At 64.6% G+C, this 14,696-nt stretch carries 14 protein-coding genes; 6 read left to right on the top strand and 8 right to left on the bottom strand.

Annotated features, from left to right (window positions below):
- Positions 1 to 13 precede the first annotated feature (13 nt).
- Positions 14 to 1,297 (top strand): glycosyltransferase, encoded by a 1,284-nt coding sequence (locus JGU72_RS11955; RefSeq protein WP_199684120.1) that lies wholly within the window; start codon positions 14 to 16, stop codon positions 1,295 to 1,297.
- Between the two features lie 200 nt (positions 1,298 to 1,497).
- On the opposite strand, the gene JGU72_RS11950 is transcribed toward JGU72_RS11955, so the two are convergent.
- The 8 genes from JGU72_RS11950 to JGU72_RS11915 all read right to left on the bottom strand — a co-directional run bounded on the left by JGU72_RS11950 (position 1,498) and on the right by JGU72_RS11915 (position 9,180).
- The gene (locus tag JGU72_RS11950; protein ID WP_199684119.1) at positions 1,498 to 1,824 is read right to left on the bottom strand and encodes a transglycosylase family protein; all 327 of its coding nucleotides are present in this window, start codon (positions 1,822 to 1,824) and stop codon (positions 1,498 to 1,500) included.
- Positions 1,825 to 2,818: 994 nt separating this feature from the next.
- Complete coding sequence (locus tag JGU72_RS11945) at positions 2,819 to 3,175, bottom strand: metal-sulfur cluster assembly factor (protein WP_199684118.1); 357 nt, start codon at positions 3,173 to 3,175, stop codon at positions 2,819 to 2,821.
- A complete protein-coding gene (sufU, locus tag JGU72_RS11940; RefSeq protein ID WP_199684117.1) occupies positions 3,172 to 3,621 on the bottom strand; it encodes a Fe-S cluster assembly sulfur transfer protein SufU in 450 nt (149 codons plus the stop codon). Before sufU ends, JGU72_RS11945 begins: the two co-directional genes overlap by 4 nt.
- A 3-nt stretch (positions 3,622 to 3,624) precedes the next feature.
- Positions 3,625 to 4,878: a cysteine desulfurase gene (locus tag JGU72_RS11935; RefSeq protein ID WP_199684116.1), complete on the bottom strand. Its 1,254-nt coding sequence runs from the start codon at positions 4,876 to 4,878 to the stop codon at positions 3,625 to 3,627.
- 2 nt (positions 4,879 to 4,880) lie between these two features.
- Entirely contained in the window at positions 4,881 to 5,657 is a 777-nt protein-coding gene (gene sufC / locus JGU72_RS11930; RefSeq protein ID WP_199684115.1) for a Fe-S cluster assembly ATPase SufC, read from the bottom strand.
- A 27-nt stretch (positions 5,658 to 5,684) separates the two neighbouring features.
- A complete protein-coding gene (gene sufD / locus JGU72_RS11925) occupies positions 5,685 to 6,893 on the bottom strand; it encodes a Fe-S cluster assembly protein SufD (protein WP_199684114.1) in 1,209 nt (402 codons plus the stop codon).
- Positions 6,893 to 8,329: a Fe-S cluster assembly protein SufB gene (sufB, locus tag JGU72_RS11920; protein WP_199684113.1), complete on the bottom strand. Its 1,437-nt coding sequence runs from the start codon at positions 8,327 to 8,329 to the stop codon at positions 6,893 to 6,895. Before sufB ends, sufD begins: the two co-directional genes overlap by 1 nt.
- Positions 8,326 to 9,180, bottom strand: a complete 855-nt coding sequence (locus JGU72_RS11915; protein WP_233531886.1) for a helix-turn-helix transcriptional regulator — start codon at positions 9,178 to 9,180, stop codon at positions 8,326 to 8,328. Before JGU72_RS11915 ends, sufB begins: the two co-directional genes overlap by 4 nt.
- 80 nt (positions 9,181 to 9,260) lie before the next feature.
- Between JGU72_RS11915 and mptB the strand changes: the two genes are divergently transcribed.
- From mptB to JGU72_RS11890, 5 genes are read left to right on the top strand one after another with little or no spacing between them, the layout of a single operon-like run.
- On the top strand, positions 9,261 to 10,934 hold the full coding sequence (gene mptB, locus JGU72_RS11910) for a polyprenol phosphomannose-dependent alpha 1,6 mannosyltransferase MptB (protein ID WP_307828442.1): 1,674 nt from the start codon (positions 9,261 to 9,263) through the stop codon (positions 10,932 to 10,934).
- The gene (locus JGU72_RS11905; RefSeq protein ID WP_307828398.1) at positions 10,931 to 11,887 is read left to right on the top strand and encodes an ABC transporter ATP-binding protein; all 957 of its coding nucleotides are present in this window, start codon (positions 10,931 to 10,933) and stop codon (positions 11,885 to 11,887) included. Before mptB ends, JGU72_RS11905 begins: the two co-directional genes overlap by 4 nt.
- Positions 11,884 to 12,660 carry an ABC transporter permease gene (locus JGU72_RS11900; RefSeq protein WP_199684112.1) on the top strand — a complete coding sequence of 259 codons (777 nt, stop codon included), beginning with the start codon at positions 11,884 to 11,886 and terminating at the stop codon, positions 12,658 to 12,660. Before JGU72_RS11905 ends, JGU72_RS11900 begins: the two co-directional genes overlap by 4 nt.
- Positions 12,661 to 12,703: 43 nt before the next feature.
- On the top strand, positions 12,704 to 13,690 hold the full coding sequence (locus tag JGU72_RS11895) for a COX15/CtaA family protein (protein WP_199684111.1): 987 nt from the start codon (positions 12,704 to 12,706) through the stop codon (positions 13,688 to 13,690).
- 25 nt (positions 13,691 to 13,715) lie between these two features.
- Positions 13,716 to 14,681 carry a quinone oxidoreductase family protein gene (locus JGU72_RS11890; protein ID WP_199684110.1) on the top strand — a complete coding sequence of 322 codons (966 nt, stop codon included), beginning with the start codon at positions 13,716 to 13,718 and terminating at the stop codon, positions 14,679 to 14,681.
- The last annotated feature ends 15 nt before the right edge of the window (positions 14,682 to 14,696 follow it).

The following is a 14,696-nucleotide window of genomic DNA, read 5'->3' as shown; positions in this document are numbered from 1 at the left end:
TAGGTTAGCGGCGATGAGAGTCGTACTCCCGATGGCCGGAACGCGTGGCGACGTACAGCCTGCCGTTGCGCTCGGCCTGGAATTGCAATCACGTGGTCACGAGGTTGTTCTCGGCGTGCCGCCCAACCTGGTCGACTTTGCGACGCGAGCCGGTGTCGACGCCCGGCAGTTCGGCCCGGACGTCCAGCAGCTGTACTCGTCCGAACGTGGCCAGAAAGCGCTCGCGGCGGGCAGCACGTTCAAACTGATGCCGATGGTCGCCAAGCAGATGGCCGAGTACGCCGACCGCATGGACAGCGAACTCATCGCGGTGACCGAAGGCGCGGACGTGCTGGTGTCGACGCAGATGACCGAGGACCGCTGCCAGTCCATCGCCGAAGCGAACGACATCCCGATGGTCACTCTGCACACGTTCCCCAGTCGGCGCAACGCGACATATCCGTTCCCTGGATCGGTCGATCACAGCAAAAAGACGCCTGCGTTCGTCAACAAGACCACGTGGCTGGTCGCCGAGAACATTCGTCGAGTCGTCTTCGGCCGGTACGTGAATCGCCTGCGTAAACGACTCGGACTGCCGACAACCTACAAGTCCGTCGAAGGTGTGCTCGCGGGACTCGGTGTCCCGGAAATCCAGATCTACGACAAGCATCTCGTACCTGGGCTCGCCGACGAATGGGGAACCGCGAGGCCTTTTGCCGGGTTCCTGCCGTTATCCAGGGAAGCCCGCGAGGCGGTCGGCGAGTTGGCAGATGCGCACGACGACGTGGTTGCGTGGGCCGATTCCGGTCCGCCACCAATCTATTTCGGCTTCGGCAGCATGCCGATCCGGGACGCGCAAGCCATCTCGGCGATTGTCGCCGACGTCTGTGCCAAAGTCGGGCAGCGCGCACTGATCAGCGCAGGGTGGAGCGACCTCGCCCAGACCGATGCGCAGACGCCGAGCCACGTCAAAGTGGTCGGCGCAGTAGCGCACGACATCGTGCTCCCCCATTGTGCGGCGGCCGTGCACCACGGTGGGATCGGGACGACGTTCGAGAGCCTGCGTGCCGGATTGCCGACCTTGATCTGCTCGGTCTCGTTCGATCAGCCGTTCTGGGGTGCGCAAGTCGCGCGGCTCGGACTGGGGGCACACCTACCGTTCCCGAAACTGGCAGCGGCTTCGCTCGAGGAAAAGCTTGGCGTCCTTCTGGACGAGGAAACGGGTGCACGCGCCCGACTCTTCGCAGATAAATTGAAGCCGTCGGACGACGCGGTCGCGCGGGTCGCGGATGCGATCGAGGCCAGAAGTACTCGATGACACCGTTTCCACCAGCACAGCGGCCGATTCCACGACGATGAAGTGCATCTGAGGACCGTCGGCGCCGGTGGACCGGTCACCTCCGTCCGGACTACATCCACCAAGCATGTCGCCACCAACGCGGGCGAAGACACGACGGTCTCTTGACACAACGACGCCCCGCCAAATGATCGGCGGGGCGTCGGTCGGTCTGCTGGGTGTCAGAGCACGGTGCCGCAGCTGGGCCACGCGCCTGCGCCCTGCGTCGCCAGGACATTTTCGGCAACGCGGATCTGCTCGGCCTTCGAGGCGTAGTGCGGCGAACCGCTGCCACCGTTGGCGGCCCAGGTGCTTTCCGTGAACTGCAGGCCACCGTAGTAACCGTTACCGGTGTTGGTCGACCAGTCGCCGCCCGATTCACACGCGGCGACTGCGTCCCACTGCGACTCCGAGGCTGCGGAAGCGGTTCCGCTTCCGAGGGCCAGCGGTGCGACAACGAGGGCGCCGGCAGCAGCGGCGAAAGTGGCGGTGCGCTTGATCTTGTTCATTCTGATAAAACCTTCCACGTAGTTGGCGGGTGCAGCGCAAAACGACGCACTGCAAAGCGTCTTCCGGTGGTGATTTACTTTCACTCCAGTACGGGCATGAGAATGGAAATAGGCCCGTCGGGGATAATCTTGAATTCTCTGGTCGTTTTACCGGCTGTCGAACTACTAACCAGTATAGTTGCCGCGTTACATATATTCGAGGCGCGGATCAGGGCTTGACGAATTCACGATGAATTGTGTACGTGCTGGTCAGGAGTATTTCTGGACGATTCATGGTGAGGGCGGTTGGGCCATTATGTAACTCGGATCACCGGAAAATTGCGGTGCCGGTCACCCAGGTGAAAATCGTGGGACACAGATCACACCAGATCCAGTCAGGTCATGAAAATGGAGCTTGTGCAGTACAAACAATGGTGCCGATGGACGAAAGCCATTTGGTCGTGATCAAGGTTGGCTTTGGTGAGAGCGAGCAAAAGGCGCGTGCCTACGGTGTGTCCCTGACCCGATGCTCGTGATCACCACACGGGGCTGACCCGATGCTCGTGATCACCGCGCCCGGCCGTGAGACCGAGCAAATGGCGCATGCGCCCGGCGTGTCCCTGACCCGATGCTCGTGATCACCGCGCCCGGCCGTGAGACCGAGCAAATGGCGCACCCCCACGAGGTGTCCCTAACCCGATGCTCGTGATCACCGCACCCGGCCGTGAGACCGAGCAAAAGGCGCGTGCCCACGGCGTGTCCCTAACCCGATGCTCGTGATCACCACGCCCGGCCGTGAGACCGAGCAAATGGCGCACGCCCACGGCGTGTCCCTGACCCGATGCTCGTGATCACCACACAGGGCTGACCCGATGCTCGTGATCACCACGCCCCCCGCGCTAGAGGCGGCACAAACAACCCCGCGCACCCTCCGGTGATGCGCACACCCCGCAGGGTGCGCATCGACTGGAGAATGCGCGGAGTCGTCTTTGCGCGGCGTGGCGCGCGGAAGTTGTCAGACCGTGAAACCCAAGGCGCGAAGCTGCTCGCGGCCGTCGTCGGTGATCTTGTCCGGACCCCACGGCGGCATCCAGACCCAGTTGATCTTCAGGTCGGAGCACAGTCCGCTGCGGACCAGCGCGTTCCTCGTCTGATCTTCGATGACATCGGTCAACGGGCAGGCCGCCGAGGTCAGGGTCATGTCGATCAGCGCTACCTGCTCGTCATCCACCTGGATGCCGTAGACAAGCCCAAGGTCGACGACGTTGATCCCGAGTTCGGGGTCGACGACGTCGCGCATCGCTTCCTCGATGTCATCGAGGAACGCGGCGTTCTCTGCGCTGGTGGTTTCAGTGTTCGCTGTTTCAGTCATGATGCTGCCTGTCTCCCGTTGATACGAACAACGGCGTCTTTGAAAGCCATCCATCCCAGCAGCGCGCATTTCACCCGCGCTGGGTACTTCGATACACCGGCGAAAGCGATTCCGTCACCGATCACGTCTTCATCGCCTTCGACGGTACCCCGGCTGCTGATCATCTCGTTGAACGCATCGACGACGCGCAGAGCCTCCTCGAGCTGCAGCCCGATGACCTGGTCGGTGAGTACCGACGTCGACGCCTGGCTGATCGAGCAGCCCTGACCGTCGTAGGAAACGTCGGTCACCTTGTCGTCGACGATCTGCACACGCAGCGTCACCTCGTCACCACACGTCGGGTTGACGTGATGGACCTCGGCGCCGAACGGCTCACGCAGGCCTCGCGCATGCGGGTGCTTGTAGTGATCGAGGATCACTTCCTGGTACATCTGCTCCATGCGCATGGTCTATACAACCCCGAAGAACGCTTGAGCCTTCCGAACCGCCGCCACCAGCGCGTCGACCTCGTCCAACGTGTTGTAGACCGCAAACGATGCTCGTGCGGTCGCAGCGACACCGAACTTGCGGTGCAACGGCCACGCGCAGTGGTGCCCGACGCGAATCGCGACACCTTCGTCGTCGAGAATCTGGCCGAGGTCGTGTGCGTGAATGCCGTCGACGACGAACGCGACTGCTCCCCCACGGTCCACATTCTCGGTCGGTCCGACGATGCGAACGCCGTCGATGGCGCTCAAACCTTCGAGCGCAGCAGACACCAGGACATGTTCGTGTGCCGCAACCGCGTCCATGCCGATTGCCTCGAGGTACCGGACAGCGGCACCGAGGCCGACGACCTGCGACGTCATCGGCACGCCGGCCTCGAACCGCTGCGGCGGCGGGGCGTACGTGCTGACCTCCATGGTCACTGTCTCGATCATCGAGCCACCGGTGAGGAAAGGTGGCGCGCTCGCGAGCAGCTCACGTTTGGCATACAGGACGCCGACACCCGAGGGACCGAGCATCTTGTGCCCGGAGAACGCGGCGAAGTCCACGTCGAGTTCGTGAAAGTTCACGGGCATGTGCGGCACGGACTGGCACGCATCGAGCACCACCAATGCGCCGACCGCTCGTGCCCGACGAACCAACTCGGCTACGGGAGCAACCGCGCCCGTCACGTTCGACTGGTGCGTGAACGCGACGACCTTCACGGCTTCGGTGAGCTCGAGCGAATCGAGGTCGATGCGACCTTCGTCGGTCACGCTGTACCACTTGAGCGTCGCTCCGGTACGCCGCGCAAGTTCTTGCCACGGAACTAGATTCGCGTGGTGTTCGAGTTCGGTGATGACGATCTCATCGCCCGGTCCCAGCGCGTACGGGAAACGGTCGTCCGACAACGCATACGTGACGACGTTCAGCGACTCGGTCGCGTTCTTCGTGAACACGACCTCGTCGACGTCGACCCCAACGAACCGCGCGATGTCGGCACGAGCGTCTTCGTACGCGTCCGTCGCCTCTTCGGCAAGCTGGTGGGCACCGCGGTGTACGGCGGCATTTCTCGTAGTCAGGAACTCACGCTCCGCGTCGAGAACCTGCAGTGGACGCTGCGACGTCGCGCCGGAATCCAGGTACACCAACGGTTTCCCGTCGCGCACGGTCCGGCTCAGGATCGGGAAATCCGCCCTGATTCGTGTGACGTCGAGCGTTCCGACTGTGCTGGTCACAGCTAGGCTCCTGCTGTCGCGGCCTGGGTGAATCGTACGTAGCCGTTGGCATCGAGTTCGTCGGCCAGCTCGGGGCCACCTTCGGCGACGATCTTGCCGCCGATGAAGACGTGGACGTACTCCGGCGCGATGTACTTGAGAATCCGGGTGTAGTGCGTGATCAGGAGCACGCCGCCGTTCTCGCGCTCCTTGTAGCGGTTGACGCCCTCGGAGACGACGCGCAGTGCGTCGACGTCGAGACCGGAGTCGGTCTCGTCGAGGATTGCGATCTTCGGCTTGAGCAGCCCGAGCTGAAGAATCTCGTGACGCTTCTTCTCGCCGCCCGAGAAACCCTCGTTCACCGAACGCTCGCCGAACGACGGGTCGATCTCGAGCTCGGCCATCGCTGTCTTGGCCTCTTTGACCCAGTGGCGCAGCTTCGGAGCCTCGCCGCGGACCGCTGTGGCGGCGGTGCGAAGGAAGTTCGACATAGACACGCCGGGGACCTCGACCGGGTACTGCATCGCGAGGAACAGACCCGCCCGCGCACGTTCGTCAACGCTCATGGCCAGCACGTCTTCACCGTCGAGCGTGATCGAACCCGAGGTCACCGTGTACTTGGGGTGGCCAGCGATCGCGTACGACAGGGTCGACTTGCCGGAACCGTTCGGTCCCATGATCGCGTGCGTCTCGCCGGAGCGAACCGTGAGGTTCACGCCCTTGAGGATGCTGATCGGCTCCGCGTTCTCGTCAGGGTTTGCGACCTCGACGTGTAGGTCTTTGATTTCCAGCGTGGTCATTCGAATGTCCTTATGGGGTAATAGGTTTCAGGCGCCGACCGCGGCGAGCTCGACTTCGATGGCTGCTTCGAGTCGATCGCGGATCTCCGGCACGGCGATTTTGTTGATGATCTCGTGGAAGAACCCGCGGACGACGAGACGTCGCGCCTGATCCTCCGGAATTCCGCGCGCGCGCAGATAGAACAGCTGCTCGTCGTCGAATCGTCCTGTCGCACTAGCGTGCCCGGCTCCGAGGATCTCACCGGTCTCGATCTCGAGGTTCGGCACCGAGTCCGCGCGCGCACCGTCGGTGAGCACGAGGTTCCGGTTGAGCTCGAACGTGTCCGTGCCTTCTGCGGCTACGCGAATCAGCACGTCGCCAACCCAGACGGTGTGAGCATCGGGCTTGCCCGAATTGGGATCACCCTGCAGGGCGCCCTTGTAGGTCACACGCGACTTGCAGTGCGGCTGCGCATGATCGACGAGCAGGCGCTGCTCGAAGTGCTGGCCGGCGTCGGCGAAGTAGAGGCCGAGCAGTTCGGCGTCGCCGCCGGGACCGTCGTAGCGCACTGTCGCAGTCAGGCGCACCAGGTCGCCACCGAGCGTGACGGACGTGTGCCGAAGCACCGCGTCCCGGCCGAGCTTGGCGTGATGTGCGGTCGTGTGCACTGCGTCGTCGGCCCAATCCTGAACCACGACAACAGTAAGCGAAGCGCTGTCGCCCACGACGAACTCGATGTTCTCCGCGTAGGTACCGCTGCCCTGTTGGTCGATGACGACCGTCGCCTTGGCGAACTGCTCGAGCCGAATCTGCGTGTGGCCGTAGGCCGTTTTGCCTTCGCCGGGGCCGGTAACGGAAACGACGACCGCCTCGGCGACCTCGTGCTCCTTGGCGACGGAAACGACCGTCGCGCTGTCGAATCCCGAATAGGCCTGCGCCGCAACTCGATCCGACGGCACACCCGCTTGACCGAGCCGCGCATCGTCGCGACCGACCGTCTCGACGGTCACGCCTTCGCCGCGAACCTCGACGGTCGCAGTACCGTCGGCAACTGCAGTCCCGTCATGCAATCCGCGGAGCCGGCGCATCGGCGTGAACCGCCACACTTCGTCACGGCCGGACGGCACCTCGAACTGGTTCACATCGAACGACGTGAAAACCTCGCCCTTGTTGGTTGCCGCACCGGCACCTGGGTTCTGGACGGGTTTGGGGTTTTCGCCCTCGACTGCCTCTACCACTCCCGTTGGAGTTCCCACTAACCCACAGACCCTTCCATTTGCAGCTCGATGAGCCGGTTCAGCTCGAGCGCGTACTCCATCGGGAGTTCCTTGGCGATCGGCTCGACGAACCCGCGAACGACCATGGCCATTGCCTCGTCCTCGGAAAGGCCTCGACTCATGAGGTAGAACAACTGATCGTCGCTGACCTTCGAGACCGTGGCCTCGTGGCCCATCGTCACGTCGTCCTCGCGGATGTCGACGTAGGGATACGTGTCGGAGCGGCTGATTGTGTCGACGAGCAGCGCATCGCACTTCACGGTCGACTTCGAGCCGTAGGCACCCTTGTTCACCTGAACGAGTCCGCGGTAGGACGCGCGGCCACCGCCACGGGCGACGGACTTGCTGATGATCGTCGACGACGTGTGCGGCGCCAGGTGCAGCATCTTCGCGCCGGTGTCCTGGTGCTGACCCTCGCCGGCGAATGCAACCGAGAGAACCTCGCCATGGGCGTGCTCACCGGTCATCCAGACTGCCGGGTACTTCATGGTGACCTTGGAACCGATGTTGCCGTCGATCCACTCCATGGTCGCGCCCGCCTCTGCCTTGGCACGCTTGGTGACCAGGTTGTAGACGTTGTTCGACCAGTTCTGGATCGTGGTGTACCGGCAGCGGCCACCCTTCTTGACGATGATCTCGACAACCGCGGAGTGCAGCGAGTCCGACTTGTAGATCGGCGCAGTACAGCCCTCGACGTAGTGCACGTAGGCACCCTCGTCGACGATGATCAGCGTGCGCTCGAACTGGCCCATGTTCTCGGTGTTGATCCGGAAGTAGGCCTGCAGCGGGATGTCGACGTGGACGCCCGGCGGGACGTAGATGAACGAGCCACCCGACCACACGGCCGTGTTCAGCGCGGAGAACTTGTTGTCGCCGGCCGGAATCACGGTGCCGAAGTACTGCCGGAACAGTTCCGGCTGCTCTTTCAGCGCCGTATCGGTGTCGAGGAAGAGCACGCCCTGCTTCTCGAGATCCTCGCGGATCGAGTGGTAGACGACCTCGGACTCGTACTGAGCGGCAACGCCGGAGACGAGGCGCTGCTTCTCGGCCTCGGGGATGCCCAGCTTGTCGTAGGTGTTCTTGATGTCAGCAGGCAGATCGTCCCACGTCGCGGCCTGCTTTTCGCTCGACCGGACGAAGTACTTGATGTTGTCGAAGTCGATGCCGCTCAGATCGGAACCCCAGTTGGGCATCGGCTTGCGGTCGAAGATGCGCAGCGCCTTGAGGCGTGCCTCGAGCATCCACTCGGGTTCGCTCTTCTTATCGGAGATATCGCGCACGACGGCGTCGGAGAGACCGCGCTTGGCGCTGGCTCCCGCGACATCGGAATCCGCCCAGCCGTAGCCGTATTTGCCCAGCGAGGCGATCGCCTCGTCCTGGGTCAGCGGTGCCGTCTGGTCTGTGGTGACGGTCATTCGACTTCCTTCCGAAGTCTCGTGGTTGCCGACGCGGGCTGTGCGCCGACCGATACTGCAACTTTTCGAACCGGAATCAGGGGAACGTGGGTCGTACAGGCGCAATCGCCGTTCGCGATCGTCGCAAGTCGCTGCACGTGCGTGCCGAGCAGATCGCGGAATGCGTCCAGCTCTGCTGCGCACAGTTCCGGAAACTCTTCTGCCACATGCGAAACCGGGCAATGATGCTGGCAGATCTGTACTCCGGTGCCGACTTTTCGCGTCGTCGCGGCGAATCCGGCATTGGTGAAGGCCTCAGCGATTTCGTCCGCCTTGGCCACCGTGGAATCTTTGGAATCGTGGCCGAGCGGGGCGACATCGCCGACGATCGCGGCGACGCGCTTGCGGGCGAAAACCTCGATTGCGGAATCGCCGCCGATCTCACGAAGCTGCCGCATGGCAGCGCCCGCGAGGTCGTCGTATGCGTGGCCGAGCTTGCCTCGACCCCGGGGAGTCAGCTGGAACTGCTTTGCCGGCCTGCCGCGCCCGCGCTGCTGCCAGCTCGCCGACGTCGTCGCGCGGGCTTCGCCGCCCTCGATCAGGGCATCCAGGTGTCTGCGCACGCCGGCGGCGCTCAAACCCAGTTTGGATCCGATTGCGCCGGCTGTGATCGGGCCTTCCTCGAGCAGCAATTTGACGACTGCCGAGCGGGTGTGGCCATCGTGTGACACGGCAACGGGAGCAGCGTCGGCCGCGGCGACGGTGTTCTGGACCGTCCCGTAGTCGCCCGCATCCGGGTTGCCGAATGTTTTCACAACACTAGTGTGACGGAATTCAGCGAGCGGGTCTAGCAAGGGTGCCCTGATTAACATCCGCTGCTCAGAGCTCGCCGCTTCCCCACTAGGCTGCCGGTGTGGCAGCGGGGCATGACGACGACGAACCGACGGGCGCTGTGCCGGTATTCGACCGCCTGCGGCATCTCGGGCGTCGGGCACTGGGCTTGGACGTTCCCACACCCGACCACACCGTCGCGGTCCTGCACAAGGACGAGCACGAAGTACCGGGACTGAACCAACGCGAGACCCTTCGACTTCGCTATATAAGGCTGTTCGGCTCGACAGGAACCGTTCTGATGGCAATCGGCGCACTCGGCGTCGGGGCTCAGCCGGTCCTGCAGAACCCGACCTACGGCGTCCGGATTCTGGGCCTGTTCGCCCGCACCTACATCGCTGCGATGACGATCACGATGACCGGCACCGTCATGGTTGTGATGGCGTGGCTGCTCCTCGGCCGGTACGCGATCGGCCGGACCCGCAATGGCGAACCACCGCGGCGGATGACCCGTTCCCAGCTCGACCGGACACTCTTGCTCTGGATCGTTCCGCTTTCCATCGCGCCGCCGATGTTCAGCCGCGACGTGTACTCCTACCTGGCGCAGAGCGAGATCACAGCGCGTGGACTCGACCCCTACGAGGTCGGGCCGAAGACCGCATTGGGTGACGGGCACGTCCTCACGCGCACAGTCCCGAACATCTGGCGTGAGACACCTGCGCCCTACGGCCCGCTGTCGCTGTGGCTCGGCCGCGGGATATCGAACTTCACCGGCGAAAACATCATTGCCGGCATCTTCTTTCACCGATTGCTCGCGCTCGGTGGCGTCGCACTGATCGTGTGGGCGCTACCGCGCCTGGCCAAACGCTGCGGAGTGTCGGCGGTCAGTGCACTGTGGCTCGGCGCCGCCAATCCTCTTCTGCTGTTTCACCTGGTCAGCGGCGTCCACAACGAGGCGTTGATGCTCGGACTCATGCTGGCCGGCATGGAACTCGCGATGCGCGCCATCCAGAGTGCCGACCCCTTGCGAGGGGCAAACTTCGCCTTGCTCGTCGGCGGCTGCGCCGTGATAGCGCTCGGTTCGACCATCAAGATTCCGGCGTTGATCGCCCTGGGTTTCGTAGGAATGGCACTTGCGCATCGCTGGGGCATGAATTGGCGAAGTGTGCTCGCATCGGCAGCACTGCTCGGGGTGATCGCCGCGTCGGTGACGCTTGCCATCAGTACGGCCAGCGGTCTCGGATTCGGCTGGATCCACACCCTTGGTACGGCTAATGCGGTCCGCAGTTGGATGTCGCTGCCCACCTCGATCGGGATCGTGACCGGGTTCGGCGGCGTACTGCTCGGGCTCGGCGACCACACGACCGCGCTCCTGAGCCTGACACGACCGATCGCCGCCCTGTGTGCGGTCTACATCGCAATTCGCATGCTCGTGGCGACCTATACCAACCGACTGCACGCGGTCGGCGCCCTCGGTGTCGCGCTCGGCGCCCTTGTGCTCCTGTTCCCGGTGGTGCAGCCCTGGTACCTGCTCTGGGCAGTGGTTCCGCTCGCCGCCTGGGCGACCAGACCGGCCTTCCGCCTCCCGACGATCTGCTTCTCCTCGATCGTCAGCGTGATCTTGATGCCGAGCGGCAAGGACGAGGAACCTTTCGTCATCGTGCAGGCCGCAATCGCGACTGTGATCATCTGCGGCGCGCTCATCCTCGCGACCCGCAACCTGCTGCCGTGGCGCAGTGAGACCGGGGCGCTGGCCGAGGAGCCCGCGCCGACCGAATACGCTAAGTCTCCGTGACGACAGGAACATCGAAGGCGGGGGCGGTCCGCGCGACCCAGCCTGTGGTGCGCCTGCAGGGCGTCGTGAAGCGATTCGGAGCGGTGACAGCGGTCGATGGATTGGACCTCGAAGTCCAGCAATCGCAGGTCCTGGCACTGCTCGGACCCAACGGCGCAGGAAAAACGACCACCGTCGAGATGTGCGAGGGATTCGGCGCGCCGGACGCAGGCGAGGTCCGCGTGCTCGGGCTCGATCCCACGAAAGACTCTGCGGCTCTGCGCGCCCGCATCGGTGTGATGTTGCAGGGCGGCGGCGCGTATCCCGGCTCCCGGGCCGGCGAGATGCTCGCGCTCGTCGCGTCGTACTCGGCGAATCCGCTCAGTCCCGACTGGCTGCTGCGCACCCTCGGCCTCCTGGACGCCGCGAAGACCCCTTACAGGCGACTCTCAGGTGGTCAGCAGCAGCGACTCGCGCTCGCCTGCGCGCTCGTAGGTAGGCCGGAACTGGTGTTTCTCGACGAGCCCACCGCAGGCATGGACACCCAGGGCCGTCTGCTCGTCTGGGAATTGATCGACTCGCTACGCCGCGACGGCGTGACCGTCCTGCTGACCACGCACATGATGGACGAAGCCGAACAGCTCGCGGACGAACTCGTCATCATCGACCACGGCAAAGTCGTTGCTTCCGGCACTCCGGCCGAGGTCACGACCCGTGGCGCGGACGGTCAGTTACGGTTCTCGGCGCCACCGAACCTCGACCTCACCCTGCTCGTGACCGCGCTGCCCGAGGGTTTCGAACCGCGCGAGAGCTCGCCCGGGTCCTACCTGATCCAGGGCGACATCAACCCGCAGGTGCTTGCGACCGTCACCGCATGGTGCGCACGGATCGGCGTACTCGCTACCGACCTGCGCGTCGACCAACGCCGACTCGAAGACGTCTTCCTCGATCTGACCGGGCGGGAATTGCGATGATGACCAGCCGTTTTCAGCCGGGCACCTTCACGCCCGACCCACGGCCGAACGTGCCGACCCGCATGCTGGCCGCGCAGACCAAACTCGAGCTGATCCTGTTGCTGCGCAATGGTGAGCAGCTGCTCCTGACCATGTTCATCCCGGTCACGCTGCTGATCGGACTATGTGTGCTCCCGTTCGGCGACCTCGGAGACAACCGGGTCGACAGCGTGGTTCCGGGTGTGATGATGGTCGCCGTCATGTCGACCGCTTTCACCGGTCAGGCCATTGCGGTCGGGTTCGACCGACGCTACGGAGCGTTGAAACGACTCGGCGCAACTCCCCTGCCGACGTGGGGAATCATCGCGGGCAAGAGCGCCGCGGTGGTGATTGTCGTCACGATTCAGGCGATAATCCTCGGTCTCATCGGAGTTGCCCTCGGTTGGCGTCCGGACCTGACGGGGCTTGCCCTCGGTGCGGTCGTGATCGGGCTCGGCACTGTGACGTTCGCTGCGCTCGGCCTCCTGCTGGGCGGCACGTTGAAGGCCGAGATCGTGCTGGCACTTGCGAACGTCCTCTGGTTCGTCATGCTCGGTATCGGGAGCGTCGTGTTCGCCTCCGACCAGCTGCCCGAGGCAGTCCGCATGATCGCTCGGGTAATTCCGTCGGGCGCACTGGCCCACGGCCTGAAAGAGGCTGTCGCCTCCTCGGTTGACTGGTTCGCATTCGCCGTTCTCGCAGCTTGGGCCATCGTTGGCGGCTGGGCGGCGACGAAGTTGTTCCGCTTCACCTGATAGCCAACGACACGCTGTAGTTGACAGCCAGTACCATCGAGACGTGCTTTATCGCGGCTACCTCAGCCTGGTCGATCGTCTCCCGCTTCCGTCACTACGCGTGCAGCGGTGGATCGCGATCGGCGTGATCCTCACGCAGGCCGGTATCGCGGTGACCGGGGCGATCGTCCGCGTGACCGCGTCAGGCCTCGGTTGCCCGACCTGGCCGCAATGCTTCCCCGGCAGCTTCACCCCGGTGGGCGTTTCCGAAGTCGCCGTCGTCCACCAGGCTGTCGAGTTCGGCAACCGGATGCTGACCTCTGTGGTCGTGCTCTTCGCCGCCGCGATCGTCCTCGCCGTCACTCGTGCGCACCGCCGCCGCGAGGTCGTCGCGTTCGCGTGGCTGATGCCCGGCGGAACGGTCGTCCAGGCGGTCATCGGCGGCATCACGGTGCGGACCGGTCTGCTGTGGTGGACCGTCGCCATCCACTTGATCGCGTCGATGGCAATGGTCTGGCTCGCAGTCCTGCTCTACAACAAGATCACCGAACCGGACGACGGAGTCATTGTCACGGCCGTCCCTGCGCCGCTGCGGTGGCTCACCGCCCTTTCGGGCGCAGCTCTGGCGGGGACGCTGGTTGCGGGCACTCTCGTCACGGCAGCGGGCCCGCACGCCGGCGACAAGAGCCTGGACCGCACGGTCCCCCGCCTCGAGGTCGAGATCGTGACGCTCGTGCATCTGCACTCGCAGTTCGTCGTCGGCTACCTTGCACTGCTGATCGGTCTTGCCTTCGGCCTGTACGCGGTTCGCGCGCCCAGGACCGTGCACGTCCGACTGCGGGTTCTGCTCGCCCTCGTTCTCGCTCAGGGGCTCGTCGGGCTCGTGCAGTACTTCACCGACGTCCCAGCCGCGCTGGTGGCCATTCACGTCGGTGGTGCTGCCGCATGCACCGCGGCGACAGCCGCACTCTGGGCGGCAGGGCGCACCCGCGAGGCGGTCGGTCGGGTGCCCGACACAACGCCGGCAACGGCTGTGCGCCAACCTGTCTAACAACGCCGTGCGGTAGAACGGACTCATGCGCGCCATTCGAGTTTCGCAGCACGGTGGTCCGGACGTTCTCGAACTTGTCGAAACCCCGGACCCCACGATCACCCCGAACCAGGTTCTGGTCCACACCGACGCGATCGGTGTGAACTTCATCGACACGTATTTCCGCACGGGCGCCTACCCGCGCGACGTGCCCTACATCCCTGGTGCCGAGGGGACCGGCGTCGTCGAGGCGGTCGGCGACGAGGTCACCGAGTTCACTGTCGGCGACCGAGTCGCATGGGCCTCCGCTGACGACAGCTACGCCGAGAAGGTCGCGGTCGATGCCGACAAGGCAGTGCCCGTGCCCGACGGTGTCGCAGCATCGGAAGCCGCGTCCGTGCTGCTGCAGGGCATGACGGCGCACTACCTGCTCAATTCGATCTACACGCCCGCGCCGGGCGAGACCGTCCTCGTGCATGCGGGCGCGGGCGGCGTCGGTTTGGTACTGACCCAACTCGCCGTGGAAAAGGGCGCCCGCGTCATCACAACCGTCTCCACCGACGAGAAGGAGACGTTGTCACGCGAGGCGGGCGCGGCTGAGGTGCTTCGGTACGGCCCAGATCTCGCCAATGAGGTCCGCGACCTCACCGACGGCACCGGCGTGGCCGCGGTCTACGACGGCGTCGGCAAGGACACGTTCGAAGCCAGCCTGGCGGCACTGCGCATTCGTGGCACGCTTGCGCTCTTCGGGGCGGCAAGCGGAAAGGTCCCGCCGTTCGACCCGCAGCGATTGTCCGGCATGGGCTCCTTGTTTCTCACCCGCCCGACGCTGGTGCACTACACCCGCGACCGCGCCGAACTGCTGTGGCGCAGCTCCGAAATCTTCGCGGCAATTGCCAAGGGCGCACTGCAGATTCGGATCGGCGCCCAGTACCCGCTCGAGCACGCTGCCGCCGCACACCGAGATCTGGAGGGTCGCAAGACGACCGGTTCGATCGTGCTCGTACCCTGACCTCACCGGCGTCGC

Origin of the sequence: Antrihabitans auranticaus, from assembly GCF_016481275.1 — a bacterium.
Classification (GTDB): Bacteria; Actinomycetota; Actinomycetes; order Mycobacteriales; family Mycobacteriaceae; genus Antrihabitans.
This window is presented reverse-complemented; position numbering and strand designations above follow the sequence as displayed.